This is a genomic window from Bacillus sp. FSL W8-0770 (assembly GCF_038008705.1).
In the GTDB taxonomy this organism is placed as follows: domain Bacteria; phylum Bacillota; class Bacilli; order Bacillales; family Bacillaceae_G; genus Bacillus_A; species Bacillus_A cereus.
Map to the genome: position 1 here is coordinate 4,640,001 of NZ_JBBOZR010000001.1, position 20,127 is coordinate 4,660,127.

The window sequence follows — 20,127 nt, forward strand, 5'->3', positions numbered from 1 at the left end:
AAAGCGCGACGAACAATATATGATTAATCCAGTTCATTCCTTTGTTCTCATTGAAAGCGACATACTCATTGTTATTCACCATTAGTAAAATGACGCTCTAATTCTTGCATGAGCACTTTCCCAATATTGATATATTTTCTTTTCACATCTCCATCTGGATCTTTCGGCTCAGCAAATTGATCCATTCCACTTGTTCCAGCTGTTAAAGTATTCACATTATCATCTAGTTCGTCTTGATATACGTGCGAAAGAATATACGGCGTTCCAAGACGAACTATTACGCCTGGTACATCTAGTTCTCCATCAATGGCTGTAAATGGAACTCGTAAAAATTGATACCCATCTTCTTCATCGATTTTGTAATCGAAGCATCCTTTATCATAATCCCAATTACCACCAATGCTATATCCAAGTGGTTTCATAATCTCTTCTAACTTATATAACGCATATGTACGTCCTTCTAAATTTGATTGAATCGGAATCAAGCCCATCCCTCCTAGACTTTTCCTTTAGCATACCCACTTTAGTTTGAATATACTGATGGACTTTTCGATAAAATAATAAAAAGCGACCGGAATCCGGTCGCTTTTTATTATTTTAAACGCTCTTCTAATTCTGCTTTTAATTCTTCAAATCCTGGTTTACCAAGTAAAGCAAACATGTTTTTCTTATATGCTTCTACTCCAGGTTGGTCAAATGGATTCACGCCTAATAAGTAGCCGCTCATCGCACATGCTTTTTCGAAGAAGTATACAAGGTAACCGAATGTGTACTCATTTAATTCAGGAATATTGACGATTAAGTTTGGTACTCCCCCGTCGCTATGTGCAAGTAATGTACCTTCGTATGCTTTTGTGTTTACGAAGTCTACAGTTTCACCAGCAAGGTAGTTTAATCCGTCTAAATCGTTTTCTTCTGATTCGATTGTTAGTTCATGTGTAGATTTACCTACTTTAAGAACTGTTTCAAATAAGTCACGACGACCTTCTTGAACGTATTGACCTAATGAGTGTAAATCAGTTGAGAAGTTTGCTGAAGATGGGAAAATACCTTTTTGATCTTTTCCTTCACTTTCACCAAATAACTGTTTCCACCACTCAGCGAAGTATTGAAGTGCTGGTTCATAGTTAACAAGCATTTCAATTGTTTTTCCTTTATTGTATAAAGCGTTACGAACTACTGCATATTGGTAAGCTGGATTTTCTTCTAGTTCTGATGTTCCGAAGTCATCACGACCAGCAGCTGCACCTTTCATCATCTCTTCAATATTTAAGCCACTTACTGCGATTGGTAATAAACCAACTGGCGTTAATACAGAGAAACGACCTCCAACATCATCTGGAATAACAAATGTTTCGTAACCTTCGTTATCAGCTAATGTTTTTAATGCACCACGCGCTTTATCTGTAGTTGCATAAATACGTTTGCGAGCTTCTTCTTTTCCATACTTTTCTTCTAATAACTTACGGAAGATACGGAATGCTAGTGCTGGCTCTGTTGTTGTACCTGATTTGGAAATAACGTTAATAGAGAAGTCTTTACCTTCTAATACGTCCATTAAATCTTTCATGTAAGTGGAGCTAATGTTTTGTCCAACAAATAGCACTTGTGGAGTTTTACGTTGTTCTTTAGAAAGCGTGTTGTAGAAAGAATGGTTTAACATTTCGATTGCTGCGCGTGCTCCTAAGTAAGAACCACCAATACCTACAACAAGTAAAATGTCAGAGTCATTTTTAATTTTTTCTGCACATTTTTGAATGCGAGCAAATTCTTCTTTGTCATATTGAAGCGGAAGGTCTACCCACCCAAGGAAATCGTTCCCAGCTCCAGTTTTTTCGTGGATTGCGTGATGTGTTACTTTCACTGCATCACGTAAATAAGTTATTTCATGTTCACCGATGAAGGATAACGCTTTAGAATAGTCGAACGTTACATGTGTACTCATCTTTTTCCCTCCAATTATGGATATGTATTTCTGTATTCACTTTAGCGAAACTGAAGTTGTAAATCAAGCGATTCAAACATTGTAAACGTAACCAATATATATTTTTTAGAAAAAGTTCATTTTTTGCATAAAAATTCGCATTTTTCGGTATAGATGTATATACATCTTCTTTCAAACATTTTTTATGTATAAAAACAACATAACTACCCCATTCTATAAAAGAGTTAATTAACTCATCGCTTGCTCATGCTTCACAATTAAGGGGGGCTTTTTCATGAGTACTTTACAACGTATCGCATTAGTCTTTACTGTAATTGGCGCTGTGAACTGGGGACTAATCGGGTTTTTCCAGTTTGACTTAGTAGCAGCCATTTTCGGTGGACAAAATTCAGCTCTTGCACGTATTATTTACGGCATCGTTGGTATATCTGGGCTTATCAACCTTGGTTTACTGTTTAAACCATCTGAAAATCTTGGTACGCACCCAGAAACAAACGAAATTCGATAATCAGTATGTCCTTTCACCTCCGACATACGAATATGATTGCATGCAATCATATTTGCAAATATATATCATAAGATAAAGTAAAAGAGGAACGCTCATATGCGTTCCTCTTTTACTTTGTTAACTCGGACTCTTCAATCCATTCTGCCAACTTTTCTCGCAGCGTATTAAATCCGTTTTCAGATGGGTTCGGTATAAGAATCCTTCCTTGTTTTCTTTTCGCCGCTTTTAACGATAAACTCATTTTTCTGTGCTCTTCATCAATTGAAAGTACCTTTACTTCTACTGTATCGCCGACCTTTAAAAAGTCATGAATATCCTTTACATATCCATTTGTAATTTCAGATATATGCACAAGCCCTTGTGTTTCTGCATCTAACGCTACAAACGCACCGTAATCTTGAATTCCAGTCACTTTCCCTGTTACAACCACTCCTGTTGTATATTGTTCTGACATATGAAACACTCCCATACGTTTACCATTCTCTCTACAATTATAGAGAGCAAAGCAGATATATTTATTTTAAATATCCGATTGGTTAGTACGCATTCTAGATAACGTTATCTAGAATGCGTATACCTTATATTAGTAAATTATACCACTATGAAAGAACTCATTCAAAATTCATGGAAAATTTCCCTTAAATAAGTATAATTATCCAATATCGGGATAGACTACTAACACATGGCTTTCTAGTATTCCCCCCCTTTTATGGACAAAACGTATTACGTTTTGTCCTTTTTTTATTCTCTACAAACCGTTCCATTCTCTTCATTGCTTCCATAAGTTGTTCAAGCGACGTTGCATAAGAACAACGAATAAAACCTTCACCACTTTCGCCAAATACGCTACCAGGGACAACAGCCACTTTTTCTTCCAGCAATAACTGTTCTGCAAATTCCGCTGAAGATAATCCTGTTGAAGATATAGAAGGGAAAACATAAAATGCTCCGCCTGGCACATGACACGTTAAGCCCATTTCATTGAAAGATGTCGTCATGAAGTTACGACGCTTCTTATAACTATCTCTCATCCGAATTACTTCATCATTCCCCGCACGTAACGCTTCAAGTGCTGCGAACTGAGACATCGTCGGTGCACACATCATGGAATATTGGTGAATTTTGAGCATCAATTCTGAAAACTGAACAGGAGCTGCAATCATACCGAGACGCCATCCTGTCATCGCAAACCCTTTTGAAAATCCTGAAATTAAAATCGTATGCTCGCGCATATTTTTAATACTCGCGAAACTTGTATATGCTTCGTCGTATACAAGTTCTGCATAAATTTCATCAGATAATACAATTAGATTGTACTTCTCAACAATCACTGCTATTTCTTCAAGCTCGGATTTATTTAGCATTGCACCTGTCGGATTATTTGGTGAACAAAGCAAAATCGCCTTTGTTTTCGCTGTAATAGCTGCTTCAATTTGTTCTGGTAGTACTTTAAACTCATTTTCTAAAGTAGTCGCCACAGGAACTGGAACTCCTCCAGCTAATGTCACAAGTGGTGCATAAGAAACGAAGCTTGGTTCAATAATGAGCACTTCATCATCAGGATTTATAATGGCGCGCATCGCTACATCCAACGCCTGGCTCGCTCCAACTGTAACAATGATTTCATCACTTGGGTCATAAGATACTGCAAATTGTTTTTTTAGATACTTTGCTATTTCTTGACGGAGCTCCAATAATCCTGCATTTGCTGTATATGACGTATACCCTTGTTCCAAAGAACGAATACATGCTTGCCTTACATTCCAAGGGGTAACAAAATCCGGCTCTCCTACCCCGAGGGAAATAACACCTTTCATATTTGCTGCTAAATCAAAAAATTTTCGAATACCAGATGGTTTTAAAGATTCTGCTGATCTAGATAGTTCAAATTGCTTCATGGTGTCACCACAATTCGCTTATCATCATCGTCTTTTTCATAAATAACGCCCTCATGTTTATACTTCTTCAAAATGAAATGAGTAGTTGTAGAAACGACAGATTCAATTGTTGCTAATTTCTCAGAAACAAACATCGCTACTTCCCCCATCGTTTTCCCTTCTAATGTAATAGAAAGATCATATGTCCCTGACATTAAATAAACTGATTTCACTTCTGAATAACGATAAATTTGTTCAGCAACCGCATCAAATCCAACACCGTGCTTTGGCGTAACTTTCACATCGATCATTGCCGTTAAACCTGTATGTTCTTTCACTTTCGTCCAATCAATATGTGTTACATAATCCACAATAATCTTTTCATTTTCTAATCTCGCAACCATCTTCTTTACTTCTTCTACTTCTATATTTAACAGCTTCGCTAATGTATCTACAGATAATCGACTACTCTTTTCAAGACAAGCTAATAATTCTAATTCTTTTTCTGTCACCATATAAATCATCCTTCCTTTTCGTTTGTGTCTAAATTATACAAATACCCTCTCCAGTTTGAAAAGAAGATTTTTCTATTGAATTATGTCAAAATAAAGTGAAACTTTACTCAGCGGAAAAATGCGGGATAAAGCGAAAGGGGATGGAACCGTGAAACCAAAAGTTTATATTGCTGAACCAGTTCCAACATTTGTAGAAAACTATTTATCAGAACACTGTGATTATGAAAAATGGGATCAAAATGAGAAAGTACCTCGTGATATTCTATTAGAGAAAATACAAGATAAAGATGGATTATTAAATTTCGGATCTGCTATTAATGAAGAATTACTGACAGTAGCTCCTAACTTAAAAGTAGTGAGCAACATTTCTGTCGGTTACGATAATTTTGATTTACAAGCGATGAAAAACCGAAATGTTATCGGAACGAATACACCATACGTATTAGATGATACAGTAGCTGATCTCGTTTTCGCCCTTATGCTATCAGCTGGGCGCCGCGTTTGCGAACTCGATTCTTACGTGAAAAATGGTGAATGGAACGCTGAAATCGGAAAAGAACACTTCGGACTAGATGTACACCATAGCACAATTGGTATTATCGGTATGGGCCGAATTGGAGAAGCCGTTGCAAAACGAGCAAAATTCGGATTTGATATGAATGTTCTTTACTATAACCGCCGTCGTAAAGAAGAAGCTGAACAAAAATTCGATGCTACATATTGTGATTTACAAATGCTACTGAAGCAGTCTGACTTTATTGTTCTTCTTACTCCATTAACAGATGAAACATATCACCTTATCGGAGAAAAGGAATTTTCATTAATGAAAGACACAGCAATCTTCATTAATGCTTCTCGCGGCAAAACAGTAGATGAAAAAGCGTTAATCCATGCTTTAACAGAAAAGAAAATCTTTGCAGCAGGTATCGATACATTTACACAAGAGCCGATTCAAAAAGATAATCCACTCTTATCATTACAAAATGTTGTGACTTTACCACATATCGGATCTGCAACATTAAAAACTCGTCAGCAAATGGCCATGACCGCCGCTGAAAATTTAGTTGCAGGGTTACAAGGAAAAACACCGCCTAATATTGTTCGCGGGTAATACTGAATAAACGAAAGGCAAGATGACATCGTCATCTTGCCTTTTTTTGTTAACATATTTTCTTCTCCCTTGGAGATGATATGAACAAAAATCAATGGAGTGACAAAAAATGAATCATAAATATACTTGTCCTTATTTCACTTTTTCCACTCGCGGCACTACTGTTCATTACGAATTGTATGAACATGATAATAAAACAGAACGTCCTACTTTCATACTCGTTCACGGCTTTTTATCTTCCTCATTCAGTTACCGCCGTCTCATTCCTTTACTATCGAAGGAAGGAACAGTCATTGCTCTTGATTTGCCACCGTTCGGAAAAAGTGATAAGTCTCATCTGTTTAAGTATTCTTATCACAATTTAGCAACGATTATTATTGATTTAATTGAACATTTATCTCTCTCAAACATTGTATTAGTTGGGCATTCTATGGGTGGGCAAATTTCTCTCTATGTAAACCGTATACGTCCTGAACTCATTTCAAAGACAATTTTACTATGTAGCTCGAGCTATTTAGCTCGCGCAACCTTACCTTTACTATACTCTTCTTATTTACCGTTCTTTCATTTATACGTAAAGAACTGGATTATAAGGCGCGGCATTGTTCATAACTTAATGAATGTCGTTCATGATCACTCATTAATTGACGATGAAATGAAAAAAGGTTACTCCGCTCCTTTTTATGACGACCGTATATTTCCCGCTTTAACTCGCATGATACGAGACCGTGAAGGTGACTTATCTTCAACTGAATTACAAAAAATTGAAACACCTATCCTACTCATTTGGGGTGAAAAAGACCGCGTCGTCCCTGTACATGTAGGTCATCGTCTACACAAAGATTTACCGAATTCAAAATTTATTTCTTACGAAAATACAGGACATTTACTACCTGAAGAAAAGCCTGAACATGTTTATGAAGAAATTATCGCTTTTTCCGCGCAATAAAATGAAACTTTAATGAGCCCCCACCTAACTTCTTTGCTTCCGCTAAATTTTGAGGTAAGGGTCTTACTACCCAGCAAATAGCGGGATAATATAAAAAAGGCTGTCGGAAATCCCGACAGCCTATAATGAACAGCTTCCGCCTTCTTTTATTACAAGTAATTCCACAGCTAATTTCTCACATTTTTCAAGCGCAGGTACTTCCTCAAAAGACATAAAGTATATATGTTGAATCTTCTTTGCGATGTATTTTGGATCGTCAAACACACTTATGACGCTCACAACATCGCTCGCTTCTGTTTCATAAAACTCCGGTCCCATTTGAAACGGATCCCAATTCTTCACAACCTCTATCATCTTTTCATATGTACCCATTCGCTTCCCGCCTTTTCACTTTTTAATACTTTTCTTTATCCTATCACATCAGCTATTCTATAAGAAGAGAGAGAACTTTCATAACTTATTGGTTTTACAGAAGAAGGGAGCAAACTTATGCAACTATTTCATAAAGCAATCAATCGACGTGGAACGCATAGTATAAAATGGGATACATATAAAAACGAAGAACTTATCCATGCTTGGATTGCTGATATGGATTTTGAAGTACCAAAACCAATTCAAACTGCCTTAAAACAACGAATCGAACATCCGATTTTTGGCTATACACTTCCTCCCGAAAATATTGGAGATATTATTTGTAACTGGACAAAACAACAATACAACTGGGATATTCAAAAAGAATGGATTGTCTTTAGCGCCGGAATCGTTCCAGCTCTTAGTACGAGCATACAGGCTTTCACCAAAGAAAACGAATCTGTTCTCGTACAACCACCTATTTATCCTCCATTTTTCGAAATGGTCACAACAAACAACAGGCAGTTATGCGTGAGTCCATTACAGAAACAAAATGATACATATGTGATAGACTTCAAGCATTTAGAAAAGCAGTTTCAGCAAGGCATCAAACTCATGCTTCTTTGTAGCCCTCATAACCCAATCGGACGCGTTTGGACGAAAGAGGAACTTGTGCAGCTCGGATCATTATGTACTAAATATGACGTAATCGTTGTGGCGGATGAAATTCATTCCGATATCATTTATGCAGACCATACACATACACCGTTCGCTTCCTTATCTGAAGAATTAGCAGAGCGCACTATCACTTGCATGGCTCCAAGTAAAACATTTAATATCGCTGGATTACAAGCGTCGATCATTATCATTCCAAACGAAAAGCTCCGTCATGCCTTTACAGCTATCCAGTATAGACAAGGCTTCCACGGGTTAAATATATTCGCTTATACAGCGATGCAAAGCGCCTATACAGAATGTAATGATTGGCTAAACGAAATTCGATTATATATAGAAGATAATGCTCAATTTGCTTGTGAATATATTAAAACTCACATACCTGCTCTTTCCGTAACGAAGCCAGAAGGTAGCTTTTTATTATGGATTGATTGTTCACGTCTAAAGCTTTCTCAAAACGAGCGTACCGCACTACTTGAGGAAAAAGGAAAAATCATCGTTGAACCTGGTGAGAAATACGGGTTAGGTGGCGAAGAACATATTCGAATTAACATCGGCTGTCCACGATCTGTTTTAGAAGAAATTTTAAACAGACTGCGTCATACGTTTTCATAATAAGAAAGGAGTCTGTCCCGAATCATTCTTGGACAGACTCCTTTGTCATATTTTGTCGGTAAGTCGATATATTTCAATAATCGCTGATATAATTTGAGTTACAGTCGATATATTCCAATAATCGCTGATATATTTTCAATTACATTTCACAAATAAAGCTACCATTCACGATAGCTTTTACTTTTTCTTCATATCCGATGCTTTTTTTACAATTACGCCACAAGCAATTCGATCCCCTGATTTACCTGTCGGTTGAGTCATACCATCATCAGGGTTTTCTGTAATAATAATAGACGCTCCATCTTTTCTATGAATCGTCGTTTTCCCTTCTTCAAGTGTAATGTGAGGTGCATCGATTTCTGCTTTAATCTTTCCAGAACCATCTGCAACTACGTTCGGTAAATCACCGTTTTCTGCACCCTTCGGATTAAGGAGTCCATGCTTTTTATTATCAGGATTAAAATGATTCCCAGATGATTCAAAACGAGGTGCCTTACACTCTCCGATTTCATGTACATGTAGTCCGTGTGGTCCTGGCGTGAAACCTTCCCCTTTAATCGTAATTTTCACTCCACTTGTTTGCTGAACTACTTTCGCAGTCCCTACTTCATCTCCTGAAGCATTATGTAATTTCACTTCAATTTCTTTCGGCTTTCCTTGGTCACAACCTGCCATCAGAAATAATAAACAACAACTGAAAAAAAGCCGTTTTTTCATTTTATTCCCTCCAAAATACATTCTGCCCTTAGATTGTCCGAGCATAGAGGGAAACATACAAAAATGCGTTACTGTTTCTTTTCAGCTAATAGTTTTTCTTCAACTTTCTGTAATCGGTCTGCTTCTCTTTTTGATATACGAATAAACATACGCCACGTAGCAATCGCACCGATAATAAATAGAACACAAACAATCCCTGGAATAATATATTCTGTTTTATCTTCCGGAAAATATAAAGGCATCATATAGAACACTCCTTATTATAGGATTTATAAAACATCAGAATTTTCTGTTATATTATTTTAAATTATAGTGCAACCTCCCCATATTCTCAAGGGGCGTTCTGAAAACGAAGGATTTCTTTGACTCCTTCCCTCACTTTCCTTACTATAAACTTGAGGTGAAAAATATGAGAGAAACATTTGAAATTGGTGAAATCGTTACTGGTATTTATAAAACAGGAAAATACATTGGCGAGGTTACAAATAGCCGCCCTGGCAGTTACGTCGTAAAAGTATTAGCTATTTTAAAACATCCGGTGCAAGGTGACTTACATAACGTAAAACAAGCTGACGTACCATTTTTCCACGAAAGACGTGCTTTAGCTTTTCGTGAGCAAACGAACATTCCAGAACAAATGGTGAAGAAATATGAAGGAGAAATTCCGGATTATACAGATTCACTAAAATTAGCATTAGAAACTCAAATGAATTCATTTTCTGAAGATGATTCACCTTTTGCAGAGCGTAGTCTAGAAACATTAGAACAGTTAAAGAAAGACTACAAACTCTAAAAAACAAAACGACCAAATTACATAATGTGCAATTTGGTCGTTACTGTGTGCTCACTTTCTTTAACACTTTTGAAAAATCAACAAGTTCTCCTAATGTTGGAGGTGCTGGTTTTACTAAATACTCTTTATCTTTTTCTACTAGTTTAAAAATATTGTACGTCGTCATTGCATCATCAAGCGCACAATGATGCTTCCCTGTCCCTACTTTTCCATACGCCTCAATTGCTTTCCATAATCCTGTTTGATTTCTTTCTCCAAAAAACTTCTTATACTCAAGCGATAAATCACGACACTGTCCGAAGAATGGAAAAGCTATCCCTGCCATTTCACAATTATGCTTCAGCACTTTCATATCCATATTTCCCCACGTTACAATTGTCGGTTTACATTTCGTTTCGTATTCTGAAAGCTTCTTAACGAGTTCAGGAAATGAAATCCCTTTATCCACGACTTCTTGTTTTATTCCTAAAAACTTCTTACATCGATCCGTTAAAGAGGGAAATGTTTTCGGCCTAACATGTGATGAATACGTATCTTCTACCTTACAGCCAGCAACTGAAACGAGTCCTACCTCAATAATCTCTGGAAAAAATCCTTTCGGTTTCTTTCTATGCTGGGGCATCGTAAACTCAAAATCTAAAAATAAAAATCGTTGTTCATCCATACGATCCCTTCCTTATCATTTTTGTCATTCCTTTCTATTTGACACTCCTACACGAACAAGCTCGAATGCTAATTCCATTTTAAATATTCAGATTGGATGTATCTTATATATATGTCAAATGCCCACAAATATTTTAAAAAATAAGAAAAAATGACCTATGCAGAAAATATGACAAAATCTCTCCTTTCATTTACATCCGCCATTTTCCTACTTTATAATGACGTTATGTGTGTTTCTTCTAGAGCATTTTTGACACACTAAGAAAAAGTGAATGAAAGGAGATGAGATTTTTGCACGAAACAACGCAAGAACTCGCTAACTGGCAGTATTATTTTGCTATCGCAGTCTTTTTAATTACATATGCCATTATTATTTCTGAAAAAATTAATCGCGCTGTCATCGCACTTCTTGGTGCAGCACTCATGGTAATTGTGGGGGTCGTCGATTTACATAACGCCTTTACGAAACATATTGAATGGGGAACGATTACGCTACTCATCGGTATGATGATTTTGGTGAACATTACGAGTAAATCAGGTGTCTTCCAATACGTTGCCATTAAAGCGGCAAAAGGAGCGCAAGGAAATCCAATTAAAATTTTAATTTCACTTTCCTTACTTACCGCGCTTGGCTCCGCATTTTTAGATAACGTTACAACTGTACTTCTTGTTGTTCCAGTTACTTTATCTATTACGCGCATACTGCAAGTAAATCCTGTTCCTTATTTACTTTCTGAAATTATTTTTTCAAACATTGGAGGAACAGCAACATTAATTGGTGATCCACCTAACATTATGATTGGTTCTGCAAATAAGCATTTAGACTTCAATGCTTTCCTATTGAATCTAGCACCCATTGTAATTATTATTATTGCAGTTACAGCGATAATACTTTACTTCATGTATCGCAAACAATTAATTGCCGATCCTGTACAAGTTAAAAAATTAATGAGCTTAGATGAAAAACAATACATTAAAGACCCAGTATTAATGAAAAAATCTTTAACGGTACTTGGACTTACGATTGTAGGTTTCATGACTCATTCTATTTTCCATATCGATGCTGCTATTATCGCCTTAACTGGTGCTACTGTACTTATGTTAATTGGTGTGAAAGAGCATGAAATTGAAGAAGTATTTGCAAGCGTAGAGTGGGTAACAATCTTCTTCTTCGCAGGGTTATTCGTACTTGTTGGAGGACTTATCGATATCGGTCTTATCAAAATGTTAGCTCAAAAAGTAATTGGTATAACAGGCGGAGATATTTCTTACGCATCCATCCTTATTTTATGGGTATCTGGTATCGCCTCTGCAACAATTGATAACATCCCATTCGTCGCAACAATGATTCCACTTATTAACGATATGGCAGTTGGGCTAGGCTTATCACCATCTGACGCACAAATCGATGTATTATGGTGGGCATTAGCACTAGGTGCTTGTCTGGGCGGAAACGGAACATTAATCGGAGCTTCTGCTAACGTAATCGTTGCAGGTATCGCGAGCCGCGAAGGACATAAATTTAGTTACATGGACTTCCTAAAAGTCGGTTTCCCAATTATGATCGTTTCATTAATCATTTCTCACATTTATATTTATTTACGCTACCTTATGTAGTAGAAAAAGCGCTCTGATAATCAGGGCGCTTTTTTACTTATAGCTACTTATCAACAAAAATGAAAAATCTACTCTTTATATCTCACCGGTTCATTTCGAATAATAAATAAGTGAATCGGTAAGAACACCGAAAATGTGATTACATGAATAATCGTAAATAATATAGAGTTCGTTCCGTATCTGTCTAAAATAGCGTAGATAAGATAAATGGACAATACAATCGATACAGCTGTTGCTAGTAAACTTATAATTGGTACGAAATTAAAAATGAAACATGCAACATATATGCCGAATACTTTCCACCCTGCTTCTTCTTTCAAAAAATCTGGTAATTTATCTTTCGCTAAGTCCCCCCACGTCTTACTATTCAAAAACGGAATAAACGCAAGCACCCCGTCCGTTGCACCATCATTTTTCGCCATCGAATAAAGTGCAAAAGCCGTTAACAAATATGAAATAATTGCCCAAATCAATATAACAAGAATAAACGCAAAACTAAGAGCAAAGAAACCTGCTAGTACGCCTTGATCCTCCATCTTATCCTCTCCTCTCTACTTTCAACATATTTCATTACATTGCAAGTTATGTTTTAAAATTTATCCAAACTCTTTGTATAATAAGAGAAGAAAGAGAATAAGAGAGGAGAAACACGTATGCATCCATTTGTAAAAGCATTACAAGAGCATTTTACAGCTCATCAAAATCTTGAAAAAGCAGAACCTATGGCTCGTTATATGAAAAATCACTTCCCATTTCTAGGTATTCAAACACCGGAAAGACGCCAATTATTAAAAGACATCATTCAAATACATACTCTCCCAGATAAAAGAGACTTCCAAATTATCGTACGTGAACTTTGGGACTTACCAGAACGTGAATTCCAAGCGGCTGCACTTGATATTATGCAAAAATATAAAAAGCATATAAACGAAACACATATCCCCTTCTTAGAAGAATTGATTGTAACAAAATCTTGGTGGGACACTGTCGATAGCATCGTACCTACATTTTTAGGTAATATCTTTTTACAACATCCAGAATTGATTTCTGCCTATATCCCAAAATGGATTGCATCAGATAACATTTGGTTACAACGTGCCACTATTTTATTCCAACTCAAATATAAACAAAAGATGGATGAAGAACTTCTTTTCTGGATTATTGGACAACTACATTCTTCAAAAGAATTTTTCATTCAAAAAGCAATTGGCTGGGTCCTTCGTGAATATGCAAAAACAAATCAGGATGTAGTTTGGGAATACGTGCAAAACAATGAGCTCGCTCCATTAAGTAAGCGTGAAGCAATTAAGCATATTAAGCAAAATTACGGAATAAATAATGAAAAAATAGGCGAGACTCTATCATAGATAGACGCGTTCCTCTATTGAGATTTAAAAAAGAACGTGTTAGAATATGTTCATTATTATTAATATAAGTAGCGATGACGGACTTATAAGTACTTGCATAAAAAGCGATTCAGGGATAGTGAAAGCCTGAAGACGCAAGGAAACGGCAGTCTCGAGCAATACATGATAAAGTGGATGCACCTTTTGTGTATCAACTAGGGTGGAACCGCGGGCAAACGCTCGTCCCTAGGCAAATAAGCCTTGGGATGAGCGTTTTTTTATGTTCTTTTTAACATATACTGCCCGTTTCCAAAGTATCAGAGTATGTCATCGCCAATACGTTAACTTTCAAAAGGAGGATTTTCTTATGTATTCAATGGAACAAGTTGTAAACTTAGCGAAACATCGCGGTTTTGTTTTCCCTGGTTCTGAAATTTACGGTGGTCTTGCAAACACTTGGGATTACGGTCCACTTGGAATCGAATTAAAAAATAACGTTAAAAAAGCTTGGTGGAAAAAATTCATTCAAGAATCTCCACACAACGTTGGTTTAGACGCAGCTATTTTAATGAACCCTAAAACTTGGATCGCTTCTGGTCACGTTGGTAACTTCAACGATCCAATGATCGACTGTAAAAAATGTAAAGCTCGTCACCGTGCTGACAAATTAATTGAGGATGCTTTAGATGCAAAAGGCATTGAAATGGTTGTTGACGGTCTTACTTTCGACCAAATGGCTGACTTAATGAAAGAACATGAAGTAAAATGTCCTGATTGCGGTAGTGAAGAATTTACTGAAATCCGTCAGTTCAACTTAATGTTCAAAACATTCCAAGGTGTTACAGAGTCTAGCACAAACGAAATCTTCCTTCGTCCTGAAACAGCACAAGGTATTTTCGTAAACTTCAAAAACGTTCAACGCTCTATGCGTAAAAAGCTTCCATTTGGTATCGGCCAAATCGGTAAGAGTTTCCGTAACGAAATCACACCTGGTAACTTCACATTCCGTACACGTGAATTTGAACAAATGGAACTTGAATTCTTCTGTAAGCCTGGTGAAGATTTAGAGTGGTTCGCATTCTGGCGTGAAACTTGTAAAAACTGGTTACTTTCACTTGGTATGTCTGAAGAGAGCATGCGTCTTCGTGACCACGGTGAAGAAGAGTTATCTCACTACAGTAATGCAACAACTGACATTGAATTCAAATTCCCATTCGGTTGGGGCGAACTTTGGGGCGTTGCATCTCGTACAGACTTCGACTTAAAACGTCACATGGAACACTCAAACGAAGACTTTAACTATATCGATCCACAAACGAATGAGCGTTACGTACCATACTGCATCGAGCCATCTTTAGGCGCAGACCGCGTAACATTAGCATTCTTATGTGATGCATATGAAGAAGAGCAATTAGAAAACGATTCTCGTACAGTTCTTCGTTTCCACCCTGCTTTAGCACCATACAAAGCAGCTATCTTACCATTATCTAAAAAGCTATCTGAAGGTGCTACTGAAGTATTCGCAGAATTAGCTAAAGACTTCATGGTAGACTTTGATGAAACTGGTTCTATCGGTAAACGTTACCGTCGTCAAGACGAAATCGGTACACCATTCTGTATCACATACGACTTCGACTCAGTTGAAGACAAAGCTGTTACAGTACGTGACCGTGACACAATGGAACAAGTTCGTATGCCAATTAGCGAACTAAAAGGTTTCTTAGAGAAGAAAATCCAGTTCTAATTATAAGAAAAAGAGGCTGCTCATAAGAGCGCCTCTTTTTTATTTTTCACGTTTTTCTTTAATTGCTACTGTACATCTTGATATACATAGTAAATCATCATTTTCATCAATAATGCGAACATCCCAAACCATTGTCGATTGTCCTCTATGTATTGGTGTTCCAATCGCTGTTACAATTCCATCTTTCTTTGAGCGAATGTGGTTCGCATTAATTTCTAATCCGAAACAAATACATTTTTCTTGATCAATTAAATTATATGAACCAACACTTGCCACTGTTTCTGCTAATGCAACCGATGCACCACCATGTAAAAATCCAAATGGCTGATGCGTACGCTCATCAACAGGCATCGTAGCAACCACCTTATCTTCTGTCATCTCTAACAACTCAATTCCAAGTGAATCCATTAAAGTTTTTGCCATATCGCTTCCCCCTTCTCTTACTTTAATTAAATGTATAATTTTACCTATTTATTTTCAAACTACTTATAACACTTATATAAGGAGGCTTCACCTAAATGAAACAGAAATTTTGTATATTACTGCTTATGTTCTCCTTGCTGACTATTGTACCAAATTGTGCAATAACAGCCAAAGCATCTAACCTGACAATCGATGTTAAGACTGTAACGCAAAAAGGTAAGAAACCTTATATAGAATATCAAATAAACAGGCCTTCTTTTCACGAATTTTCTGACTCTAAATTTCAAAATAAACTCAATTTATACTACAAAAAATCCACTGACAAATTTAAAACCAAATTAGAAAAAGAAGCAAAAAAATATTATAAAGAGACAGAAGGATCTAGTACACCATTTCATCCGTACGTAGCAAATGTTGATTATAAAGTCTCTTTAAACAAACCACCTTTTCTTAGCCTATATGTGAATTACTATCAATATACTGGTGGAGCACACGGTCTTTATACGTGGAAGGCAAATACATTCGATTTAAACGAAAAAAAGGTACTGCACTTAGACGATTTATTTGAACAAAAGGATAAATATAAAGATGTAATCCGTGCGGAGATTGTACGACAAATTAAACAAAATGAAAGCATTTATTTTCCTGATGCAACTGAAAAAGTAATGAGTATGAAAAAATTCCAATTCTTTTTAGAGCCAGACAATCTCGTCATTTATTTCCCTTTATATGAGATTGCTCCCTATTCAAGTGGAATTCCGCAATTTCGTATTCCATATACGTTGCTAAGAGACTATTTAAAGCCTTCTTATCAAAATATTTTGATTGACAACAAGTAAATATTTTCGCTACGATAATGTTAACCTAAAAACAACAGGAGGTTAACATTATGAGAAGATTTCATGTTTTAGATTTAGCATTAGCTGCCATGTTCGTTGCTCTTATGGCAATCGGTGCAAATATTGTATCTTGGGCACCATTCCTTCAAGTAGCAGGCATCCCATTATCTATGCAACCATTTTTCGCAATTTTAGCAGGTCTTCTTCTTGGAAGTAGACTTGGTGCCTTATCCATGACTGTATATATGCTCGTTGGCGTAGCCGGCGCACCAATCTTCGCTAACTTCAAAGCTGGATTTGGAGCACTTTTAGATCCTACTGGTGGTTTTATTATCGCATTTATTATCGTTGCTTACGTATCCGGAAAACTAGTAGAACAAAAAGAAAGACCAACATTCATTACATTTGCAGTTGCCTCTTTCACAGGAATTATTTTAACTTATATAATCGGTACTACTTACATGTACGGGGCAGTCAATCTCTTTATGGGCGGTAATATGAGCTATAAAGCTGCTTGGATGATTATGATGTGGTTTGCAGTAAAAGATATTGCATTTACAATTATCGGTGCTATTATCGCACCTCGCATATATTATGCTGTGCGTCGTTCTGCTTATCAGCATTCTCATTCGACGATTTCATAATAAAAAATGAGTTATTTCAGTATACTGAAATAACTCATTTTTTATTATGACTCTTGATTCGCTTGTTCTTCTAAAATTTTCTTCATCATCGCAACCATGTCATCACGTAATTCTGGGTGTTGCAGAGCCATTTCGATTGTCGTTTGAACGAATCCTAGCTTTTCACCTACGTCGTAGCGCTTTCCTTCGAAATCGTAGGCAAATACACGTTGGATTTCATTTAAGCTTTGGATTGCATCTGTTAACTGAATTTCACCACCAGCACCGACATGTTGCTGTTCTAAGAACATAAAGATTTCAGGCGTTAAAATGTAGCGCCCCATAATCGCTAAGTTTGAAGGAGCTGTACCTTGTGCTGGTTTCTCAACGAAATTGCGAACTTGGTAACGACGACCTTCTTGTTCTAATGGATCGATAATTCCATAGCGATGTGTTTCCGACTCTGGAACAGTTTGTACACCAATAACAGAAGAAAGTGTTTTTTCATACTCATCCATTAATTGACGTAAACACGGTTTCTCAGCTTGGACAATATCATCACCTAGTAACACTGCAAATGGCTCATCACCAATGAATTTACGTGCACACCAAACAGCATGTCCTAGTCCCTTCGGCTCTTTTTGACGGATGTAATGAATATCTACCATTTTTGAAGAAGCTTGTACTTTTTCAAGCAACTCATATTTTTTCTTCTCTAATAAGTTTTGTTCTAGTTCAAATGCGTTATCAAAATGATCTTCGATAGAGCGCTTTGTTTTACCAGTAACAATAATAATATCTTCGATTCCCGATTTCACTGCTTCTTCTACAATGTATTGAATCGTTGGTTTATCTACTATCGGTAACATTTCTTTCGGCATTGCTTTCGTTGCTGGTAAAAAACGTGTTCCTAATCCAGCTGCTGGGATTATCGCTTTTCTTACTTTTTTCATCACAAAATACCCTCTCTCCTGTCGGAATCAATAGCAAGCATTTCCTACATAAAACAAAAGGGAGATTTCGCTCCCTTTTGTTCCTTACTACTTAAAATTACTTTGTATTATAAACGATTCATAATGTCTTCTTTAATAGTAAGTAACTTTTGTTCACTATTTTGTAAAGAACTATCTTTCACACCAAAGTAAAACTTAATCTTCGGCTCAGTTCCAGATGGGCGTAGGCAGAACCATGAACCATCCTCTAATTGATATTTTAACACATTTGATTTCGGTAAGTGAATCTCTTCTTTATGTCCATCTTGTAAAGATGTAACAACGCTCGCTTTATAGTCTTCAACTGCTACGACTGTTAAGCCCGCCACTTCTTTCGGAGGATTCTCACGGAACGTTGCCATCATCTCTTGGATTTTTTCCGCTCCATCTTTTCCTTTTAACGTTAACGATACAAGGTCTTCACGGAAGAAGCCGTACTTCTCAAATACTTCTAATAGACCGTCATATAACGTTTTCCCTTGTGATTTGTAGTATGCAGCTACTTCACATGCAAATAGAACAGATTGTACTGCATCTTTATCACGGCAGAATGGGCGGATTAAATAACCATAGCTTTCCTCATAACCGAATTGGAATTCATATTGTCCGCTTTCTTCATACTGTCTAATTTTCTCACCGATAAATTTAAATCCAGTTAGCGTATCAACTGTATCTAAACCGTATGCTTTTGCAATTGTACGACCAATTTCAGACGTTACGATTGTTTTTAATACGACACCGTTCTCTGGAAGCGTTCCGTTTTCTTTCTTTTGAGATAGTAAGTAATCAAGCATTAATGCACCTGTTTGGTTTCCTGTTAATACTTGGAACTCACCATTATGATTACGCACTGCTACACCAAGGCGGTCTGCGTCAGGATCAGTTGCGATTAATACATCTGCGCCTACCTTTTCACCGTCACGAATTGCATACTCAAACGCTGCGTGCTCTTCTGGGTTCGGTGATTTTACTGTAGAGAAGTTTGGATCTGGTAACTCTTGTTCTTTTACAACTGTTACATCTGTAAATCCAACTTCTTTTAAACCACGGCGTACAGAAATATTTGATGTTCCGTGTAATGGTGTAAAGACGATTTTTAAGTCTTTACCAACCTTTTGTACCATTTCTTTATTAATGATGACATTGTTCAATTCTGCAGCATATGCATCATCTACTTCTTGTCCAATAATATGTAATAAACCGTCAGTTTTTAATTGCTCTACATCAGCGACTTCAACTGTTAATTCATCTTCTACTGCATTTACGTAGCTAATTAACTCATCTGCCTCTTTTGGAGGTAACTGTCCACCATCTTCACCGTATACTTTGTATCCGTTATATTCAGGTGGATTATGGCTTGCCGTAAGAACGATTCCACTTACTGTATGTAAATGACGAACTGCGAAAGAAAGTACTGGCGTTGGACGTAAGCTTTCAAACACATATGTTGTGATACCACGTGCACCAAGTGTAGCAGCAACTTCCATTGCAAACTCAGGTGATTTATGACGAGAATCATAGGCTACAACAACACCACGTTTTTTCGCTTCCTCACCTAACTTTTCGATAAAGCTTGCTAATCCTTTTGTTGCTTTACGAACTGTATATACGTTTAAACGGTTCGTACCAGCACCAAGTTCACCACGCATACCACCTGTGCCAAACTCTAGATTTTTATAAAAGCTATCCTCGATTTTCTTCTCATCTTGCTTCATATTTTCTAGCTGTTCTTTTAATTCTGCATCTAATTGTGCGTAAGAAAGCCAGCGACTAAATTCTTGTTTCCAATTCATTCTTCTCTCTCCTCTCGCTCGTCATACCTTT

At 36.8% G+C, this 20,127-nt stretch carries 24 protein-coding genes (1 of these 24 cut by a window edge); 11 read left to right on the plus strand and 13 right to left on the minus strand.

Features of this window, described 5'->3' with window-relative positions; genetic code table 11:
• Positions 1-85 carry the end of a potassium channel family protein gene (locus NST27_RS24010; protein WP_000842320.1) on the plus strand. 911 nt of this gene lie to the left of the window's left edge, so only the last 85 of its 996 coding nucleotides appear in the window; its start codon lies off the left edge, out of view; its stop codon occupies positions 83-85.
• Here NST27_RS24010 and NST27_RS24015 read toward each other — a convergent pair.
• Together NST27_RS24015 and NST27_RS24020 are read right to left on the minus strand one after the other, a co-directional pair.
• A complete protein-coding gene (locus NST27_RS24015) occupies positions 72-485 on the minus strand; it encodes a YugN-like family protein (RefSeq protein ID WP_000612334.1) in 414 nt (137 codons plus the stop codon). The genes NST27_RS24010 and NST27_RS24015 overlap by 14 nt on opposite strands.
• 107 nt (positions 486-592) lie before the next feature.
• A complete protein-coding gene (locus NST27_RS24020) occupies positions 593-1,945 on the minus strand; it encodes a glucose-6-phosphate isomerase (RefSeq protein WP_000103658.1) in 1,353 nt (450 codons plus the stop codon).
• 274 nt (positions 1,946-2,219) lie between these two features.
• Here NST27_RS24020 and NST27_RS24025 point away from each other — a divergent pair, with 274 nt between their 5' ends.
• Positions 2,220-2,453 (plus strand): DUF378 domain-containing protein, encoded by a 234-nt coding sequence (locus NST27_RS24025; protein WP_000105788.1) that lies wholly within the window; start codon positions 2,220-2,222, stop codon positions 2,451-2,453.
• Between the two features lie 109 nt (positions 2,454-2,562).
• Here NST27_RS24025 and yugI read toward each other — a convergent pair whose 3' ends face one another.
• The 3 genes from yugI to NST27_RS24040 all read right to left on the minus strand — a co-directional run bounded on the left by yugI (position 2,563) and on the right by NST27_RS24040 (position 4,845).
• Positions 2,563-2,907 (minus strand): S1 domain-containing post-transcriptional regulator GSP13, encoded by a 345-nt coding sequence (gene yugI / locus NST27_RS24030; RefSeq protein WP_000003764.1) that lies wholly within the window; start codon positions 2,905-2,907, stop codon positions 2,563-2,565.
• Positions 2,908-3,160: 253 nt separating this feature from the next.
• Complete coding sequence (locus NST27_RS24035; RefSeq protein WP_000808523.1) at positions 3,161-4,351, minus strand: aminotransferase; 1,191 nt, start codon at positions 4,349-4,351, stop codon at positions 3,161-3,163.
• Complete coding sequence (locus NST27_RS24040) at positions 4,348-4,845, minus strand: Lrp/AsnC family transcriptional regulator (RefSeq protein ID WP_000255696.1); 498 nt, start codon at positions 4,843-4,845, stop codon at positions 4,348-4,350. The genes NST27_RS24035 and NST27_RS24040 overlap by 4 nt, the downstream gene beginning before the upstream one ends.
• A gap of 118 nt (positions 4,846-4,963) precedes the next feature.
• Here NST27_RS24040 and NST27_RS24045 point away from each other — a divergent pair, with 118 nt between their 5' ends.
• Both NST27_RS24045 and NST27_RS24050 read left to right on the plus strand, forming a co-directional pair.
• Positions 4,964-5,956 (plus strand): 2-hydroxyacid dehydrogenase, encoded by a 993-nt coding sequence (locus NST27_RS24045; RefSeq protein ID WP_001986625.1) that lies wholly within the window; start codon positions 4,964-4,966, stop codon positions 5,954-5,956.
• Positions 5,957-6,065: 109 nt separating this feature from the next.
• Positions 6,066-6,905, plus strand: coding sequence for an alpha/beta fold hydrolase (locus NST27_RS24050; RefSeq protein WP_001015858.1), 840 nt, complete (start codon positions 6,066-6,068; stop codon positions 6,903-6,905).
• 120 nt (positions 6,906-7,025) lie between these two features.
• On the opposite strand, the gene NST27_RS24055 is transcribed toward NST27_RS24050, so the two are convergent.
• Positions 7,026-7,277: a YugE family protein gene (locus tag NST27_RS24055; protein ID WP_000537645.1), complete on the minus strand. Its 252-nt coding sequence runs from the start codon at positions 7,275-7,277 to the stop codon at positions 7,026-7,028.
• A 117-nt stretch (positions 7,278-7,394) separates the two neighbouring features.
• Between NST27_RS24055 and NST27_RS24060 the strand changes: the two genes are divergently transcribed.
• Positions 7,395-8,546: a MalY/PatB family protein gene (locus tag NST27_RS24060; RefSeq protein ID WP_001175818.1), complete on the plus strand. Its 1,152-nt coding sequence runs from the start codon at positions 7,395-7,397 to the stop codon at positions 8,544-8,546.
• Between the two features lie 177 nt (positions 8,547-8,723).
• Here the strand turns inward: NST27_RS24060 and sodC are convergent, their stop codons facing one another.
• Both sodC and NST27_RS24070 read right to left on the minus strand, forming a co-directional pair.
• On the minus strand, positions 8,724-9,263 hold the full coding sequence (gene sodC / locus NST27_RS24065; protein ID WP_025966281.1) for a superoxide dismutase [Cu-Zn]: 540 nt from the start codon (positions 9,261-9,263) through the stop codon (positions 8,724-8,726).
• A gap of 68 nt (positions 9,264-9,331) precedes the next feature.
• Positions 9,332-9,508 (minus strand): hypothetical protein, encoded by a 177-nt coding sequence (locus NST27_RS24070; protein ID WP_000982755.1) that lies wholly within the window; start codon positions 9,506-9,508, stop codon positions 9,332-9,334.
• 164 nt (positions 9,509-9,672) lie between these two features.
• Between NST27_RS24070 and NST27_RS24075 the strand changes: the two genes are divergently transcribed.
• Complete coding sequence (locus NST27_RS24075; protein ID WP_047387079.1) at positions 9,673-10,056, plus strand: kinase-associated lipoprotein B; 384 nt, start codon at positions 9,673-9,675, stop codon at positions 10,054-10,056.
• Positions 10,057-10,096: 40 nt separating this feature from the next.
• Here the strand turns inward: NST27_RS24075 and kapD are convergent, their stop codons facing one another.
• Entirely contained in the window at positions 10,097-10,720 is a 624-nt protein-coding gene (gene kapD / locus NST27_RS24080; protein WP_000344358.1) for a 3'-5' exonuclease KapD, read from the minus strand.
• Positions 10,721-11,010: 290 nt separating this feature from the next.
• Between kapD and NST27_RS24085 the strand changes: the two genes are divergently transcribed.
• Positions 11,011-12,336 carry an ArsB/NhaD family transporter gene (locus NST27_RS24085; RefSeq protein ID WP_000545231.1) on the plus strand — a complete coding sequence of 442 codons (1,326 nt, stop codon included), beginning with the start codon at positions 11,011-11,013 and terminating at the stop codon, positions 12,334-12,336.
• 68 nt (positions 12,337-12,404) lie between these two features.
• Here the strand turns inward: NST27_RS24085 and NST27_RS24090 are convergent, their stop codons facing one another.
• Positions 12,405-12,872: a hypothetical protein gene (locus NST27_RS24090; RefSeq protein WP_000390061.1), complete on the minus strand. Its 468-nt coding sequence runs from the start codon at positions 12,870-12,872 to the stop codon at positions 12,405-12,407.
• Between the two features lie 117 nt (positions 12,873-12,989).
• Here NST27_RS24090 and NST27_RS24095 point away from each other — a divergent pair, with 117 nt between their 5' ends.
• Complete coding sequence (locus NST27_RS24095) at positions 12,990-13,703, plus strand: DNA alkylation repair protein (RefSeq protein WP_000553303.1); 714 nt, start codon at positions 12,990-12,992, stop codon at positions 13,701-13,703.
• Between the two features lie 346 nt (positions 13,704-14,049).
• Entirely contained in the window at positions 14,050-15,426 is a 1,377-nt protein-coding gene (locus tag NST27_RS24100) for a glycine--tRNA ligase (protein ID WP_000287147.1), read from the plus strand.
• 39 nt (positions 15,427-15,465) lie between these two features.
• Here the strand turns inward: NST27_RS24100 and NST27_RS24105 are convergent, their stop codons facing one another.
• Positions 15,466-15,849: a hotdog fold thioesterase gene (locus NST27_RS24105; protein WP_001140612.1), complete on the minus strand. Its 384-nt coding sequence runs from the start codon at positions 15,847-15,849 to the stop codon at positions 15,466-15,468.
• 95 nt (positions 15,850-15,944) lie between these two features.
• On the opposite strand from NST27_RS24105, the gene NST27_RS24110 reads away from it, so the two are divergent.
• Both NST27_RS24110 and NST27_RS24115 read left to right on the plus strand, forming a co-directional pair.
• Positions 15,945-16,688 (plus strand): DUF3298 and DUF4163 domain-containing protein, encoded by a 744-nt coding sequence (locus NST27_RS24110; protein WP_000810319.1) that lies wholly within the window; start codon positions 15,945-15,947, stop codon positions 16,686-16,688.
• 50 nt (positions 16,689-16,738) lie between these two features.
• Entirely contained in the window at positions 16,739-17,332 is a 594-nt protein-coding gene (locus tag NST27_RS24115; protein WP_016118807.1) for a biotin transporter BioY, read from the plus strand.
• A gap of 44 nt (positions 17,333-17,376) precedes the next feature.
• Here NST27_RS24115 and galU read toward each other — a convergent pair whose 3' ends face one another.
• Both galU and NST27_RS24125 read right to left on the minus strand, forming a co-directional pair.
• A complete protein-coding gene (gene galU, locus NST27_RS24120) occupies positions 17,377-18,264 on the minus strand; it encodes a UTP--glucose-1-phosphate uridylyltransferase GalU (protein WP_002097988.1) in 888 nt (295 codons plus the stop codon).
• 107 nt (positions 18,265-18,371) lie between these two features.
• Entirely contained in the window at positions 18,372-20,096 is a 1,725-nt protein-coding gene (locus tag NST27_RS24125; RefSeq protein WP_001104223.1) for a phospho-sugar mutase, read from the minus strand.
• Positions 20,097-20,127 lie beyond the last annotated feature (31 nt).